At 71.3% G+C, this 17,313-nt stretch carries 5 protein-coding genes; 1 reads left to right on the top strand and 4 read right to left on the bottom strand.

The window, feature by feature from the left end:
- Positions 1 to 56 precede the first annotated feature (56 nt).
- A complete protein-coding gene (locus TSH58p_RS25270; protein WP_162600088.1) occupies positions 57 to 10,148 on the bottom strand; it encodes an Ig-like domain-containing protein in 10,092 nt (3,363 codons plus the stop codon).
- Between the two features lie 505 nt (positions 10,149 to 10,653).
- Between TSH58p_RS25270 and TSH58p_RS25265 the strand changes: the two genes are divergently transcribed.
- On the top strand, positions 10,654 to 11,967 hold the full coding sequence (locus tag TSH58p_RS25265; protein WP_109072388.1) for a tetratricopeptide repeat protein: 1,314 nt from the start codon (positions 10,654 to 10,656) through the stop codon (positions 11,965 to 11,967).
- A 12-nt stretch (positions 11,968 to 11,979) separates the two neighbouring features.
- Here TSH58p_RS25265 and TSH58p_RS25260 read toward each other — a convergent pair whose 3' ends face one another.
- Genes TSH58p_RS25260 through TSH58p_RS25250 form a run of 3 tightly spaced genes read right to left on the bottom strand, consistent with a single transcriptional unit; the run spans position 11,980 to position 17,239 of the window.
- Positions 11,980 to 13,890 (bottom strand): glycosyltransferase family 41 protein, encoded by a 1,911-nt coding sequence (locus TSH58p_RS25260; protein WP_109072387.1) that lies wholly within the window; start codon positions 13,888 to 13,890, stop codon positions 11,980 to 11,982.
- Positions 13,890 to 15,692 (bottom strand): tetratricopeptide repeat protein, encoded by a 1,803-nt coding sequence (locus TSH58p_RS25255; RefSeq protein ID WP_109072386.1) that lies wholly within the window; start codon positions 15,690 to 15,692, stop codon positions 13,890 to 13,892. Before TSH58p_RS25255 ends, TSH58p_RS25260 begins: the two co-directional genes overlap by 1 nt.
- The gene (locus tag TSH58p_RS25250; RefSeq protein ID WP_109072385.1) at positions 15,689 to 17,239 is read right to left on the bottom strand and encodes a tetratricopeptide repeat protein; all 1,551 of its coding nucleotides are present in this window, start codon (positions 17,237 to 17,239) and stop codon (positions 15,689 to 15,691) included. The genes TSH58p_RS25255 and TSH58p_RS25250 overlap by 4 nt, the downstream gene beginning before the upstream one ends.
- Between the last annotated feature and the right edge of the window lie 74 nt (positions 17,240 to 17,313).

Below are 17,313 nucleotides of genomic sequence, written 5' to 3'. Positions count from 1 at the left end.
GCCCGCAAGGCCCCGTCACCCGCCCTTTTTTCCGGATGCTGTGCGGCCCCGCCTTCTCAGCCGAACCAGGCGGCGACGTTTCCGGTCTGGCCGAGGATGGTGATGCGGTTGCCCGCCCCGATGTCGAGGGTGGTGTTGCCGCCCTCCACCCGCGCCGAGCGGATCACCGCGCCGAGGTCGATGCTGGCGTCGTAGAAGGCCAGACGGTCGACCCCGACCTGGAAGTCCATCACCACCGATCCGCCCGAGGCCCGCCCGAAGGCGAAGACGTCCGCCCCGGCGCCGCCCCACAGCGTGTCCGCCCCGCCGTCGGCGAACAGCACGTCGTTGCCCGCCCCGCCGTTCAGCAGGTCGTTGCCCGCCCCGCCGAACAGCGTGTCGTTGCCGTCCTCGCCGAACAGCGTGTCGTCGCCGTCGCCGCCGCTGGCCAGGTCGTCGCCCGCGCCCAGACCGATCAGGTCGCGGCCCGCCCCGCCCAGCGCCACGTCGTTGCCCGACCCGCCGCTGATCGTGTCGTCGCCGTCGTCGCCGATCAGGAAGTCGTTGCCCTCCCCGCCGAACAGCAGGTCGTTGCCCGACCCGCCGGCCAGCGTGTCGTCGCCCTCCTCGCCGGTCAGCGTGTCGTCGCCCTCCTCGCCGAACAGGATGTCCGCGCCCGTCCCGCCGAACAGCGCGTCGTTGCCGACGCCGCCGCCGAGCAGGTCGTTGCCCGACCCGCCGAACAGCCAGTCGTCGCCCTCGCCGCCCATCACCAGGTCGTCGCCCTCGTCGCCGTACAGCGTGTCGTTGCCGCCGGCGCTGGCGATCGTGTCGTTGCCGCCGCCGCCGTGCAGGATGTCGTCGCCGGCCCCCAGATACATGTACTGCTCGTGGTCGTCGCCGTAGACGATCTGCTCGCCGTCGCCGCCGACCAGCGTGGCGTTGCCGACCACCGCCGCGAACTCGACGTTGTCGAGCTGGATGGTCACCGGTCCGGCCAACGCCGTGGTGTTCAGCACCACCGCGGTCGGCGCCGTGCTGGCGACGCCGGTGCCGCCCAGCGTGTTGCCGGTCACCTTGGTCTGCACCGCCTGCCCGGCGGCCACCCCCGGCGCGCTGAAGTCGATGGTGCGCACCAGCAGCTGGGCCTGGGTGGACAGCACCGACAGGAAGCCCGAGCCGCCGCCGGTCAGGTTGCCGCGCGAGGCCGTGCCCTCGTCGGTGCGCGCCTCGATGGCGGCGATCAGCCCGGTCACCCCGGTCAGCGCCTGGGAGGCGGTCTGCCGCTCGGCGTTGCCCGTGGTGGTCACCGCCACGCCGGTGGAGACGCTGACCGTCAGCGTGGTCAGCGTGGAGACCTGCCCGGTCTGGGCATCGACCACCTGCTCGCGCACCACCGGCACGTCGGCCAGATCGGCGTTGGCGGTGCTGCTGTCCTCGACGCGGGTGCTGTTGCTGGCCGCGATGGTCACCGTGGTGGTGCGGCTGCCGTCGCTGCCGGTGGTGACCGAACCGCTGACGGTGGCGCCGTCCACCGTGGCCACCGGCGGCGGGGCGACGGGGGCGGGCTTCTCCACCGTGGCGGTGAGCTTCTGCGTCGTCGCGGTGAAGGGGACCGACGCGTTGCCCGCCGGGTCGGTCAGGCCGAGGGTGAGGGTGAGGGTGCCGTCGCCCAGGCCGGAGAGGTCCAGCCCGGTCACCTGGGTGGTCGGTCCGCTCATCACGCCGCTGCCCGTCACCTGGCCGCCGCCGGCCGAGGTGATCGTCCAGGTGAAGCTGGTCCCGGCCTCGCCGCCGCTGATGGTGAAGGCGGCGCTGGTCTGCTCGATGGCGTCGATGCTGTCGTCCTCGAACAGCACGGTGGCGGTGGGAGCGGTGGTGTCGATGGTCAGCGTCTGGGTGCCGGAGGCCGAGACGTTGCCGGCGGCGTCGGTGGCGGTGGCCAGGACGGGGTTGGCGCCGTTGGCGTTCAGGCTGAGCGTGCCGCTGACGGCGGTCGCGGTGGCGAGGTTGAGGCTCCAGGCGCCGCCGTTGGTGGCGGTGGTGGTGTAGGTGGCGCCGCCCACCGTGACGGTGACGGTGCTGCCGGCCTCGGCCGTGCCGGTGAGGGTCGGTGTCGCGCTGTTGCTCAGGGCAGTGGCGACGGTCGGAGCGTTGGGGTTGGTGGTGTCGATGGTCAGCGTCTGCGTGCCGGGGCCCGAGACGTTGCCGGCGGCGTCCGTGGCGGTGGCCGACACCGGGTTGGCACCGTTGGCGTTCAGGCTGAGCGAGCCGGTGCTCGGCGTCGCCGTGGCGAGATCGATGCTCCACGTCCCACCGTTCGTGGCGGTGGTGGTGTAGGTCGCCCCGCCCACGGTAACGGTGACGGTGCTGCCCGCTTCCGCCGTGCCGGCCAGGATTGGCGTCGTGCTGTTGCTCAGCGCCGTGGTGACGGTCGGAGCGTCGGGCAGCGTGGTGTCGATGGTCAGCGACTGCGTGCCGGCCGAGGACGTGTTGCCGGCCGCGTCGGTCGCCGTCGCCGACACCGGGTTGGCGCCGTTGGTGTTCAGGCTGAGCGACCCGGTGGTCGGGGTCGCGGTGGCGAGGTCGATGGACCAAGCCCCGCCGGTGGCGGTGGTGGTGTAAATGGCGCCGCCGATGGTGACGGTGACGGTGCTGCCGGCTTCCGCCGTGCCGGCAACAGTCGGGGTGGTGCTGTTGGTCAGCGCCGCGCTGGTCACCGCCGGCGCGTTGGGCGCCGTGGTGTCGATGGTCAGCGACTGCGTGCCCGGCGCGGACGTGTTGCCGGCCGCATCCGTGGCGGTGGCCGACACCGGGTTGGCGCCGTTGGCGTTGAGGCTGAGCGAGCCGCTGGTCGGCGTCGCCGTGGCGAGGTCGATCGACCAAGCCCCGCCAGTGGCGGTGGTGGTGTAGGTGGCGCCGCCGATGGTAACCGTCACCGTGCTGCCGGCTTCCGCCGTGCCGGCAACAGTCGGGGTGGTGCTGTTGGTCAGCGCCGCGCTGGTCACCACCGGGGCGTTCGGGAGCGTGGTGTCGATGGTCAGCGACTGCGTCCCTGGAGCCGACACGTTGCCGGCGGCATCCGTCGCAGTGGCCGAGATCGGATTGGCGCCGTTGGCGTTGAGGCTCAGCGATCCGCTGGTCGGCGTCGCCGTGGCGAGGTCGATCGACCAGTTCCCGCCGGTGGCGGTGGTGGTGTAGGTGGCGCCGCCCACCGTGACGGTGACGGTGCTGCCGGCCTCCGCCGTGCCGGCCAGGGTCGGTGTCGTGCTGTTGGTCAGCGCGGCGCTGGTCACCACCGGGGCGTTGGGCAGGGTGGTGTCGATGGTCAGCGACTGGGTGCCGGCCGAGGATGTGTTGCCGGCCGCATCGGTGGCGGTGGCCGAGATCGGATTGGCGCCGTTGGCGTTGAGGCTGAGCGAGCCGGTGCTCGGCGTCGCGGTGGCGAGGTCGATGGACCAAGCACCGCCGGTGGCGGTGGTGGTGTAGGTGGCGCCGCCGATGGTGACGGTGACGGTGCTGCCCGCTTCCGCCGTGCCGCCGATGGTCGGCGTCTCGCTGTTGGTCAGCGCCGCGCTGGTCACCGCCGGAGCGTTCGGGGCGGTGGTGTCGATGGTCAGCGACTGCGTGCCGGGAGCCGAGACGTTGCCGGCCGCGTCCGTGGCGGTGGCCGACACGGTGTTGGTGCCGTTCGGGTTCAGGCTCAGCGAACCACTCACCGGAGTGGCGGTGGACAGGTCCAGACTCCACGTCCCACCGGTGGCGGTGGTGGTGTAGGTGGCGCCGCCGACCGTGACGGTGACCGTGCTGCCGGCCTCAGCCGCGCCGCTCAAAGTCGGCGTTGTGCTGTTGGTCAGCGTCGCCGAGGTTACCGTCGGGGCGTTGGGCAGGGTGGTGTCGATGGTCAGGGACTGCGTGCCGGCCGAGGATGTGTTGCCGGCCGCGTCGGTTGCCGTCGCCGACACCGGGTTGGCACCGTTGGCGTTCAGGCTCAGCGAGCCGCTGGTCGGCGTCGCCGTGGCGAGGTCGATCGACCAGTTGCCGCCGGTGGCGGTGGTGGTGTAGGTGGCGCCGCCCACCGTGACGATAACGGTGCTGCCAGCTTCCGCCGTGCCGGCCAGGGTTGGCGTCGTGCTGTTGCTCAGTGCCGTGGTGACGGTCGGAGCGTTGGGCGCCGTCGTATCGATGGTCAGGGACTGCGTGCCGGCCGAGGATGTGTTGCCGGCCGCATCCGTGGCGGTGGCCGAGATCGGATTGGCGCCGTTGGCGTTGAGGCTGAGCGAGCCGGTGCTCGGCGTCGCGGTGGCGAGGTCGATGGACCAAGCACCGCCGGTGGCGGTGGTGGTGTAGGTGGCACCGCCGACCGTAACGGTGACGGTGCTGCCGGCTTCCGCCGTGCCGGCAACAGTCGGCGTCGCGCTGTTGGTCAGCGCCGCGCTTGTCACTGCCGGAGCGTTGGGCGCCGTCGTGTCGATGGTCAGCGACTGGGTGCCGGCCGAGGATGTGTTGCCGGCCGCGTCGGTTGCCGTCGCCGACACCGGGTTGGCGCCGTTGGCATTCAGGCTGAGCGACCCGGCGGTCGGCGTCGCGGTGGCGAGGTCGATCGACCAGTTTCCGCCGGTGGCAGTGGTGGTGTAGGTGGCGCCGCCCACCGTGACGGTGACCGTGCTGCCTGCTTCCGCCGTACCGGTCAGGGTTGGCGTCGTGCTGTTGCTCAGCGCCGTGGTGACGGTCGGAGCGTTGGGCGCCGTGGTGTCGATCACCAACGACTGCGCGCCGACGGTGGAGGTGTTGCCCGCCGCGTCGGTTGCCGTCGCCGACACCGGGTTGGCACCGTTGGCGTTCAGGCTCAGCGAGCCGCTGGTCGGCGTCGCCGTGGCGAGGTCGATCGACCAGTTTCCGCCGGTGGCGGTGGTGGTGTAGGTCGCCCCGCCCACCGTGACGGTGACCGTGCTGCCAGCCTCCGCCGTGCCGGCCAGGGTCGGGGTGGTGCTGTTGCTCAGCGCCGTGGTCACGGTCGGAGCGTTGGGCGCCGTCGTGTCGATGGTCAACGACTGGGTGCCGGCCGAGGACGTGTTGCCCGCCGCGTCGGTCGCCGTCGCCGAGACCGGGTTGGCGCCGTTGGCGTTCAGGCTGAGCGAGCCGCTGGTCGGCGTCGCCGTGGCGAGGTCGATCGACCAGGTTCCGCCCGTCGCCGTCGTCGTGTAGGTGGCGCCGCCCACCGTGACGGTGACCGTGCTGCCAGCCTCCGCCGTGCCGCCGATGGTCGGCGTCGCGCTGTTGGTCAGGGCGGCCGAGGTCACCGCCGGAGCGGTCGGAGCGGTGGTGTCGATGGTCAGCGACTGGGTGCCGGCCGAGGACGTGTTGCCCGCCGCGTCGGTCGCCGTCGCCGAGACCGGGTTGGCCCCGTTGGCGTTCAAGCTGAGCGAGCCGGTGGTCGGCGTCGCCGTGGCAAGGTCGATCGACCAGTTTCCGCCGGTCGCGGTGGTGGTGTAAGTGGCGCCGCCCACCGTGACCGTCACCATGCTGCCGGCTTCCGCCGTGCCGCCGATGGTCGGCGTCGCGCTGTTGGTCAGCGTCGCCGAGGTCACCGCCGGGGCGGTCGGGGCGGTGGTGTCGATGGTCAGCGTCTGCGTGCCGGGGGTCGACGTGTTGTTGGACGCGTCCTTGGCGGTCACCGAGACGGCGTTCGTGCCGTTGGCGTTCAGGCTGAGCGAACCGGTGGTCGGCGTCGCCGTGGCGAGGTCGATCGACCAGTTTCCGCCCGTCGCCGTCGTGGTGTAGGTCGCCCCGCCCACCGTGACGGTGACCGTGCTGCCGGCCTCGGCCGTGCCGGCCAGGGTCGGGGTCGCGCTGTTGGTCAGCGCCGCGCTGGTGATGACCGGAACCGCCGGCGGCGTCACGTCGGCCACGCTCACCACCGTGCTGACGCCGGAGATGGCCGCGCTGCCGGTGTCGCCGCCGCTGTCGGTCAGGCTGGCGATGGCCACCGTGCGGTCGCCCAGCGTCGCCGTCCCGCTGCTGTTCTTGTAGGTGACGCCGCCCAGAAGCGCGCTCATCTGCGCGTCGCTGCGCTCCAGGCCGGTGACGGTCACCGTGGCGACGCCGCCGACCACCGACACGGTGACGCTGGCGTTGCCGCCCGCGGCGCCCAGCCCGGTCAGGGTGGCGGTGGCGCCGTTGGTCAGGGCGACGTCGGTGCCGCCGATGGTCAGGACCTCGCTGGCGTCGACCACGCCGCTGACGGTGAACACCGCGCCGCGGAAGCTCTGCCCGGCCTCCACCGTGGAGGCCGCCACGCCGCTGAACAGGCTGGTGGTGGCGCTGTCCACCCCGACGCCGAAGGTCTTGCTGCCGCCGGTCGCGCTCAGGGTCGGCACGGCGTCGACGGTGATCGTCGCGGTGGCGCTGCCCGCGCTGTAGGCGTCGGCGGTGGTGGTGTCGGCGGTGCTGCCCGCGGTGCCGCTGGTCCGGTCCCACGCCTTGAAGGTCAGGCCGCCGGTGTCGGTGTTGGTGAAGCCCGACCCGCTCGGCACGAAGCGCACGCGGTCCGACCCGGCGAGCAGCAGCGCCGCGCCGTTGGACGAGCCCGTGGGAATGTCGGTCCAGGCGCCGTTGCCGACCTTGTACTGCCAGGTGCCGTTGGTGTTGGTCACGCCGGTGACGGCGATGCCCAGCGGGAGGACGGTGACCAGCGGGAAGGGGCTGTCGTACTCGGCGTCGGTGGCGGTGCCGGCGGAGGCCAGCAGGGCGGTGACGGTGGTCCCGGTGTTGGCGGCGTCGGCGACGCCCTGGTCGATGGCGGCCAGGCTGCGGACGTCGCCGGACAGGACCGGGCTGTCGTTGGCGCCGGAGAAGTTGAGGGTGAGCTGCTGCTCGACGGTGCGGTTGCCGTCGGAGACGGTGAAGGTGCTGGTGCCCTGCATCGGCCCGGCGGGGACGCCGTTGAGGAAGGCGGCGTCGAACACGTAGGCGTAGTGGCCGGTCTGGCTGTTGACGTAGGAGGTGCCGCCCGGCCCGGTGGACCAGGTGTCGTAGGTGACGCCGTTGCTCAGCGTGACGCTGCCGTGCTGGACCGGGGAGGCCTGCGAGCCGGCGATGGAGAAGGTCAGCGTGTCGCCTTCCAGGTCGGTCGCGGAGAGCTGGCCCTCGATCAGCGGAAAGGTGTCGTTGGCGGCGGTGTCGACGAGGGTCGGCGGGGTGGTCGGGACGGCCAGGACCGGCGCGGCGTTGGTGTCGATGCGGTCGTTGTTCTGGCTGATCGGGGTGGTGTAGGGGGTGTTGGCGTTGCTGGCGCTGTCGACCAGGACGATGTTGACCGGGATGTCCTGGTTGGCCGCAAGGTCGCCGGTGCGCTGGCCGTCGGCGGTGACGGTGAAGGTGGCGGTGTAGGTGGTCGCGCTGACCTTGGTCAGGTTGCCGAGCGCGAAGCCGTTGACCGTGCTGCCGGTGCCCAGCGTGTAGGTGTCGCTGTCCGACGCCACGGTGATCGTCACCGTCACCGTGTCGCCGACCTTGGCCGGCTGGTTGGGGATGGTGACGTTGGTGATCGACGGCGGCGTCGTGTCGGGGGTGCTGTTGGTGACGGCTTGGCCGGTGACGGTGGCCGGAGCGTTGCTGGCGGTGTCGGTCAGGTTGCCGGTGCCGGGGTTGTAGTCGAGCGTCACCGTCTCGCCCTGGGCGACCGCCGAGGCCAGGGTGAAGGTCAGCGTGGTGGTGCCCGAACCGCTGGCGTAGGTCGCCGTGCGGCTCTGGCCGCCAACCGTGACGGTCAGGCCGGCGGCGCTGGTCGCCGACATGGCTTCGGCGAAGGTCACCGTCAGCGTCGTCCCGTTCACCGCCGCCGAGGCGATGGTCGGCCGGTTGGCGTCGATGCGGTCGGCGCTCTGGCTGATCGCCGTGGTGTAGGCGGTGTTGGAGTTGCCGGCGGTGTCGGTCAGCACGATGTTGACCGGCACGTCCGAGCCCGCCGCGACGTCGGTGCCGCCGCTGGTCACCGTGAAGGTGGCGGTGTAGGTGGTCGCGTCGATCTTGGTCAGGTTGCCGAGCGCGAAGCCGCCGACGGTGCTGCCATTGCCCAGCGTGTAGGTGTCGCTGTCCGACGCCACGGTGATCGTCACCGTCACCACGTCGCCGATCTTCATCACCGTGTCCGGGATCGACACCGTCGTGATCGACGGCGGCGTCGTGTCGGGCGCTGCGGTGTTGTTCGTCACCGACTGGTTGGTGACGGTGGCTGGAGCGTTGCTGGCGGTGTCGGTCAGGTTGCCGGTGCCGGGGTTGTAGTCGAGCGTCACCGTCTCGCCGTGGGCGACCGCCGAGGCGAGCGTGAAGGTCAGCGTGGTGGTGCCCGAACCGCTGGCGTAGGTCGCCGTGCGGCTCTGGCCGCCAACCGTGACGGTCAGGCCGGCGGCGCTGGTCGCCGACATGGCTTCGGCGAAGGTCACCGTCAGCGTCGTCCCGTTCACCGCCGCCGAGGCGATGGTCGGCCGGTTGGCGTCGATGCGGTCGGCGCTCTGGCTGATCGCCGTGGTGTAGGCGGTGTTGGAGTTGCCGGCGGTGTCGGTCAGGATGAGGTTGACCGGGATGTCCGAGCCCGCCGCGACGTCGGTGCCGCCGCTGGTCACCGTGAAGGTGGCGGTGTAGGTGGTCGCGTCGATCTTGGTCAGGTTGCCGAGCGCGAAGCCGCCGACGGTGCTGCCGTTGCCCAGCGTGTAGGTGTCGCTGTCCGACGCCACGGTGATCGTCACCGTCACCACGTCGCCGATCTTCATCGCCGTGTCCGGGATCGACACCGTCGTGATCGACGGCGGCGTCGTGTCGGGCGCTGCCGGCGGCAGGGAGACGTAGGTGTCCACGCCGCTCAGCGTCAGCGTCTGATAGGGTGTGTAGATGGTCTCGACGCCGGACACGAAGATGGTGCCGGCGGTGTCGGTGACGGTCACCACATCGTTGCCGGTGCCGCCGATCACCGTTTCCAGCGCCTGCACCTGGACCGTGTTTCCACCGGCCCCGAGGTAGACGACGTCGGTGCCCGCATTGCCGACGATGGATTCGACGGCGGACACCGTCATGGTGGCGCCCCGGCTGGTGCTCATGGTCACCACGTCCGTGCCGGAACCGCCGATCAGGGTTTCCAGCGCCTCCACCTGGATGGTGTTTCCGCCGGTGCCGAGGAGGACGACGTCGTTGCCCGCCTTGCCGATGACGGATTCGATCGCCGAAACCGCGAGTGTCATGCCGTTGTTGTTCAACGCGACGACCACGTCGTCGCCGGAACTGCCGATCATCGTCTCGATCAGCGACACCAGCATCGTGCTGCCGACGGTGTTCCAGGCGATCGGCCCATCACCGACGATGGCCGTTCCGTCCCGGAGCGTGATGTTGACGACGTCGTTGCCGCCGCCGCCGATCAGGGTGGTGAGGCTTGCCACCGTGATGGTGTTGCCGACGTCGAGGAGGATTGCCGTGTTTCTGCTGCCGGTTCCGCCGACGATCGTTTCGATCGACGACATGGAAACGGTGCCGCCGCCGGTCTGGAAGCTGATCGTGCCGGTCTTGTAGCCCATCGTCACGACATCGTTGCCGCTGCCGCCGATGAGGGTCTCGAGGAAGGACACGCCGATCGTGTTGCCGCCGCTGGCCAGAAAGACCGTGTCGCCGGAACCGCTCCCGTTTCCGAGGACGATCTCGACGCCTTGCAGCAACATCGTGTTGCTGCCGCCGCCGATGGTGGCGACAAGGTCCAAGCCATCGGTCCCGATCAGCGTCTCCATCAGGGTCACCGCCATGGTGCTGCCGATGGAGCCGGCGGCATTCATTCTGATGACGTCTTGGCCGGCGCTGCCGATCATCGATCTCAGATACCCCACCGACATCGTGTTGCCGGTGGTGCCGGCAAGCGTGATGAGGTTGGTGCCGGTGGACGCGCCGATGATCGTCTCGATCGATTCCACCACCATGGTGGTGCCGGTGGAGGTCAACTGAACCCGGTCGTTGCCGGAACCTCCGATGAGGCGACTGAGGTTGGACACGCTCAAGGTCTGGCCCAGGGTGTTGAGCCTCACGCCCTGGGTGCTGCCGTTGCCCCTGATCCCCGACCAGACCTCCGTCGAGGTGAACACGTAGTCCGAGCCGCCCGAGAGCGTCAGTGTTCCACCAGCAGCCATCTCATCCCTCTTTGCATCGGCGTTCTTTTGGCTCCGCGGCCATGGCGGCAGGAGCGTCATGGCTCTCATAGGGTTGGCCACCACCTCGCAATAGTGGGTAAGTGAAGTTAAAAATTTCTATACGTTACCTGCCATCCCTCGAATCGCTGGAGCCAACCACCGCACTGCCGCAGAAAATCGAAGTGCCGCATGGGTCATACAGTTTCGGCTTTGCGAGATTGAGTTGCGCCGATGGTGGCGGGTTGTTTTTTCGGCGCCTCGCTTTGTCTCGCGGCGGTTGCTAAATACCGCGAATTGCCGCAATTTACTTCAGGATGACGGCTTCGTAAAAACTGCCGCCGGCTACAAAAAGTAGCGCAAGTCATCAAGAAATCGCATCCATGCGCGTGGATGCGCGGCTGCGGCATCCCCCTCAGGGGCGAGTGGTTGACAGGCGTGCGATCAAACGAGTCTATGGTCGCGGCGTGGTCCTGCGATTCGGCCACGGCGAGCCGGGGGGACGAGGATGGATCACGCACAGGCCACGACCAAGGTGGAAGCCGTCCTCGCGGCCAATCCCCGCGACGATGCCGCCTGGAGCATGCTCGGCCATCTTCTGCGCCGCGCGGGAAAGCTGGACGGCGCCATCGCCTGCCACCGGCGGGGACTGGAATTCGCTCCGGAGAACGCCAGCATCTGGAGCAATCTGGGAAACGCCCTGGTGGAGGCCGGCCGTTTCGACGAGGCGCTGGCCGCGCACGCGGAAGCGCTCCGGCTCGAACCGGACACTCCGGCCTTCCTCTTCAACAACGCGGTGGCCTTGCGCAAGGCGGGGCGCTTCAAGGAGACGCTCGCGATGATCGGGCGGGCGACGGCGGGCGGAGGCGCCACCCCCGAACTGCGCTGGGAGCGGGCCCTCGCGCGGCTCCAGATCGGCGACTACGTCCACGGCTTCACGGATTACGAGGCCCGGCGCGGGCTTGCCTCCTACCATGGCCGGCCGCCATCGGAACGGACCTGGAACGGCGGCCCGCTGGACGGGCGCACCCTGTTCCTGTTCACCGAGCAGGGATTCGGCGACGCCATCCTGGCCGCGCGCTACATGCCGCTGGTCAGGGAGCGGGGCGGCCGGGTGCTGTACGAATGCCATCCGGAGCTGCGCCGGGTGCTGTCGGGACTGGGCGCCGATGACGTCCTGCAACCGGGGAGCCCGCCGCCGGCCTTCGACGTCGAGGCGTCGCAGATGAGCCTGCCGGGTCTGTTCGGCACGACGCTGGCCTCGATCCCGCCACCGGTGAGCCTGACCGTTCCGGATTCGTCCCGCGAGAGGGCGGCCCACCGGCTCGGTGCGCGGGAGCCGGGCACGCTGCGCGTCGGGATCGTCTGGTCGGGACGGGTGACCTTCGCCGACAACGGCCGGCGCGCCACCAGCCTCGCCCGCTTCCTGCGCTTCGCCGAAGTGCCGGGCGTGCGGCTCTACAGCCTCCAGAAGGGACCGCCCGAAGCGGAACTCGCGGACAGCGGCGTCGCCGGTTGCCTGGTGACGCCGCTCGGCCCCGACCTGGACGATTTCGCCGACACGGCGGCGATGCTGGAACAGCTCGACCTCGTCATCATGACCGACAGTTCGGTGGCGCACCTCGCCGGGTCCCTCGGCAAGCCGGTCTGGAACCTCGTGCAGCATGTTCCCTACTGGATCTACGGCTTTTCCGGCGACCGCACGCCCTGGTACCCGACGATGCGGCTGTTCCGCCAGGAGGCCGACCAGGATTGGGAGCCGGTGTTCGCCCGGGCGGCGGACGCCCTGCGCGAGGAGGTCCGCCGCCGCACCGGCCGATAGGCCCCCCGGCGCTCAGCGGTCCGCCGCCGTTTCCTCCCGATCGCCCGCGAGCCACGAGCGCCACATGCCGCGATAGGCCGCCTCGACCGCCGCGGCGAAGCCGCGATGGTCGTTGAGCGCCGAACGCTCCATCCGTTCCGTCATGCCGCGGCGCAGCGCGGCCAGGCGCCCCGTGTCGCCGGCCATGGCGACGGCCGTTTCGACGTAGCCCGCCTCGTCGGTCGCGATGAGGTCGGCCAGCCCGCATTGGGTCAGCAGGCTGGCGCCCACCCGCGCGACGTGTTGGCGGCCGGCGAGCGTGATCACCGGCACCCCCATCCACAGCGCCTCGCAGGTGGTGGTCGTGCCGTTGTAGGGGAACGGGTCGAGGCCGATGTCGATGCGGTCGTAGGCCCGCAGATGGGCGTCGATCGCGTCCATCGGGGCGAGGAGATCGACACGGCCGGGGGCCACGCCGGCGGCGGCGAACCGCTGGAGATAGCGCGCCCGCGTCGGCGCGTCCGCGAAGGCACGGCTCTTGAGGATCAGGCGGGCGGACGGCACGCGTGCCAGGATGGCCGACCAGACCCCCACCACCTCCGGCGTCACCTTGGCGGCGTTGTTGAAGGACCCGAAGGTCACGAAGCCGTTGACCAGGGCCGGCGGCTCCTCCCGTGGCTCGGCGACGCGCAACGGCTGGAAGGCGAGAAACCCCCTGGGCAGGCGGATCAGCCGCTCGGCGTGCCACGCGTCGGTGAGGTCCGGCGGGTCGGCGATCGCGTCGGTCAGGCGGTGATCGATCGCCGGCATGCCGGTGGTGTCGGGATAGCCCAGCCAGGCGACCTGGATCGGGGCCGGCTTGCGGGCGAACAGCAGGGGCCGGCTGGAGGCCGTGTGGCCGGCCAGATCGACCAGGATGTCGATGCGGTCGCGCTCGACCAGCGCCGCGGCGGCGGCATCGTCCAGCGCGGCCAGCGACCGCCAGCCGTCGCACAGACTCCTCATGCGTTCGGTGACCGCGTCCTGCTGGTCCGAGGTGGCGTAGCCGAACAGCTCGACCGCGCCGCGGTCGTGCTCGCGCAGGAGGGGCTCGATGAAATGGGCGCAGGCGTGGGCGCGGAAGTCGGGCGAGACATAGCCCACCCGCAGCCGCCGGTTGGGGTCGCGGTCATTGAGGAATTGCCGGCCCTGCGGCATCAGCGGCCGGGCGTGCCGCTCGTTCCAGTGCGCGTGGGCGCGGGCGACGATCTCGGGCGGCACCCAGGGCGTGTAATGCAGGGCGAGCAGCAGGTTGGAGTGCAGCAGGGCCAGATCGGGGTGGCGCTCCATCCCGCCTTGGAAGACCGCGATGGCCTCGGTGATCCGCCCCTGCTCCTTCAGCGTCTCGCCAAGGTTGACGACGGGTTGCGGCAGGTCGGGCTGCGCCTGCATCGCCGCCCGGTAGCAGTCCACGGCGCGGCTCGATTCCCCGAGGTCGCGGTGCGCGTCGCCCATGTTGCTGTGGGCCCCGCCCATGCCGGGCTTCAGCCGCAGCGCCCGGCGGTAGGCGGCGATCGCCCGGTGGGGCTCCCGCGCGGTCTTCAGGAGGTTGCCGGCGTTGAACCAGGCGTCGGCGTAGTCCGGGCACAGGGACAGCGCCACGCGCACCGCCGCCAGCGCCTCCGCCGGCCGGCCCAGGTCGGCCAGGGCGCAGGAAAGATTGCTGCGGATCGGCGCGTCGTCCGGCAGCGCCGCGACGGCCCGGCGGTAGCAGGCGACGGCGTCCTCCCACCGCCCCGCGCCGCGCAGCAGGATGGCCAGATTGTTGTTGGCGTGGGCGTGCCCGGGATCGTCGCGCAGGATCGCCCGGTAGCCGGCCTCGGCGGCGTCGAGCCGGCCCGCCCGATGATGGTCCAGGGCGAGGGCGAAGCTCCGCACCGCCGCCGTGTCGGCCGTGTCGCCCATCACCGCAGGCCCGCCTCGTCGAGGATGGCGAGCAGCCGGTCCGCCGCGCGGGTCCAGGTGAAGCCTTGCACCAGATGGTCGCGGGCCGACGGGTGGCCGGTGTCGCCGCCGCGGATGATGGCGGTCAGGATGTCCGCCGCGGCGTCCTCGTCCGGGTCCCACCAGTCGAGCCCGTGGAACGGCGGGTAGGCCTGCTCGCTGTAGGGCAGGCGGGCGGGGCGGACGGTGGCCGGGATCAGCCGGGCCACCCGGTCGTCGAGATAATCCACATAGGCCGAGTGGCGCGGCGCGATCAGGCTCAACCCCATGGCCCCGGCCTTGGAGAGGGGCAGGTCCCAGCCCTCGCCGTGCGACATGCTCCAGTAATGGGTCGCCGCCCGCAGCAGCCCCGTCATGTCGGCGTCCGACAGGAGCTGGTTGACCAGCACCACCGGCGCCGCGTCGGCCATCCGCTTCCCGACGGCGGCCTCCGTCCGCCGGACCAGATCGGCGAGTTCCGCGCCGAAGGCCGGGTTGTTCCCCTTGCCCAGCTTCAGGATCAGCACCGCGTCGTCGGTGCGCGCCGTGCTGCGCAGCCAGACCCGCAGCAGGCCGTCGATGTTCTTGCGGGGAATGAAGTCCGAGACGTTGATGAAGCGGTGCCGGTAGCTGGAGACCAGCCGGCCGCGCGGATCGACCAGGGTCGGTGCGGGGGCGCTGCCGTCGGTGTCCTCCGGATCGACGCCCAGCGGGCAGACCCGCAGGCGATCCTCCGGATAGCCCTGCGCCGCCCAGGCGACGCGGGACGATTCCGTGGGCACGATGACGAGGTCGCTGTGCTCGCACTGGCGCCGCCAGGCCGGGGGTATGCGGGTTCCCTCGAACATCGAGAAGGTCACCGTGGCCAGACCGGGCACCCGCTCGACCGCCAGGGGGATGAGGAAGTTCACCAGGGCCTTGGCGGGGACCGGCGGGTCGAGATCCTCCTTCCGCCAGGATTCGGGACCGCCGATTCCGATCGCCTGGAGGGGCACGGACCGCTGGCGCAGCGTCCGGATGAAGCGCTGGCAGAAATAGCCGTAGCCCGTGGCGCTCGCCAGGGCGCCGCGGACGACCAACCCCCTTTGCGGTCCCGGTTCCGATCCGGAGAGCGCCGCGGCCGCGGCGGTCCGGTAGCGCCCGCAGCGCGCCAGGCCGTTGACCGCCTCGGGGACGGTCGGGTCGATCCGGAGCGCCCGGCGGAACACCCCGGCGGCCTCGTCCAGCCGGCCGAGACGCAGCAGCGCCTCGCCGAGCTGGACGTGGGCGAGGACGCCCTCGGGGGCGATCGCGATCGCCCGGCGCAGGCTGCGGACCGCGGCCGCGAGGTCGCCGACGAGCACCCCGATCAGGCCGAGATTGTACCATTGCACGCTTGGGCCGGGGGCGAGCCGTGCGGCGCGGAGCAGGAACCGGACGGCGCCGTCCAGGTCTCCCATTTCCTGAAACACCATGCCCAACCGGCTGAAGACGGGCGCGGACTCCGGCTGCACCGCCGCCAGCGCGCGCAGGGCGCGCGTGGCGGCCGGCCACTCCCGGCGGTGTTGCAGGACGATGCCGAAGTTGGTCAGCGCGGCGGCATGCCCCGGAGCGCTGCGGACGGCGTCGCGCAGGGCCTCCCTGGCCGCGCCGTCCTGACCGGCCGAGAACAGCGCGGCGCCGAGCAGGTTGAGCGCGTCGGGCTGCCCCGGCTCCGCCGCCAGCACGGCCCGGCAGGCGTCGATGGCCTCGGTCAGCCGCCCGGCGCCGTACAGCCGGGACGCCGCGTCGATCCCGCCCGTCATGACATCCCCGCGGCGCGCCGGGCGACCGTGGCGGCGATCCGGGTGGCGATCTCGGCGGCGATCTCGGCGGCGATCCGGGCCATCACCCCGTCCCAGTCGTTGCGGCGCGCCATGCGGAACAGCCGGGTCTGCGGGTACCAGGGCGTGCGGTCGGGATGGCGCATCCAGCGCCAGTCCCCCAGCCAGGGCAGGGCCAGGAACACCGGACGCCCCATGGCGCCGGCGATGTGGCCGACCACGGAATCGCAGGCGACGATCAGGTCCATGCCCTCGATGATCGCGGCGGTGTCGACAAACCCCTCATCCTCGTCTTTTCCGTCCCTGTCCGGCAGCGAAACGATCCCCAGCCGGTCGTCGGGCCGCTCCCACCGGCCGGGTCCGTCCGCCTTCTGCAGGCTGTAGAGCCGCACCCCGGAAAGGTGCGACAAGCGCGCGAAGCGTTCCAGCGGAATCGAGCGGTCGGCCCCCGCGGCGCGCCACTGGATGCCCACACGGAACGCGTCCCGCGGCCCCGCCTCGGCGATCCGCCGCCGCCAGAAGGCCGTGCGGTCCGGATCGGCCCGCAGATACGGAACGCCGCCGGGAATCGTCGCCGCCGTCGTCCGGCAGCGATGGGGCAGGCTCATCAGGGGCACGAGGCAGTCGGCCTCGGGAAGCGGCTCGCCGCGCGCCACCAGCCGGTCGATGCCCGGAACCCCGGCGAGAAGGCGCTTCAGCGGGGGCTGGCATTCGAAGACCGTGCGGGCGCCCATGGCCTTGAGCACGGCCATGTAGCGGATGAACTGCACGGTGTCGCCGAGCCCCTGCTCGAAATGGACCAGGATGGTCTTTCCGTCCAGCGGGCCGCCATCCCACAGCGGCGTGCCGGGCTGGTCGCGGTTCCATTGCCAGACGGCCTGCCGGCTGCGCCATTCATACTCGGGCGCGCCCTCTTCGAAGTTCCCGGCGGTGAGCAGGCTGACGCCGAGATTCTTGTGGTGTTCGGCCGATCCCGGCTCAAGCCGGACGGCCCGCCGGTAGCTCACGGCCGCCTCATCCGGCCGTCCTCGCGACAGGATCGCCGCGCCCAGGTTGTTGTTGACCGTCGCCGAGCCCGGTTCCAGGAGCACGGCCAGCCGGTAGGCGGCTTCGGCCCGTTCGGGCTCGTCCGCGGCCATCAGCGCGTTGCCGAGGGTGAACGCCGCGTCCGGGTGACCGGGCCGCAACGCGACGAGCCGGAGAAGCGGCGCCACCGCCTCGCCGGTCCGGCGGCGCTCGATCAGCAGCGCTGCCCACTGGAACAGCGTGTCGGCGTCGTCCGGCCGCAGGTGGAAGGCGGCCCGCAGCGCCACCGCCGCGCCGTCCAGGCGCCCCAGACCGCGCAGGACCAGCCCCAGGACGAACCAGACCACCGGATGCTCCGGCCGGATCGCCGCCGCCGTTCGGAAGGAGCGCGCCGCCTCGTCCAGCGATTCGGCTTCGACGTGACGCATACCCGAGCCGAAGCACTGAACGAACACGTCACCGGACCCGTCGAAGCCGGACCCGTCGAACGTCCCCTCGCTCACCCACCCTCTCCATCCAGTTGGTCGATCCGGCAAATGGGTTTGGAAATGCCGCGCCCGATGGTAACCCTTTTTCC

The sequence above is a fragment of the Azospirillum sp. TSH58 genome (genome assembly GCF_003119115.1).
Classification (GTDB): Bacteria; Pseudomonadota; Alphaproteobacteria; order Azospirillales; family Azospirillaceae; genus Azospirillum.
Note: the sequence above shows the minus strand (reverse complement) of the source record. Positions and strands in the feature narration are given on the sequence as shown.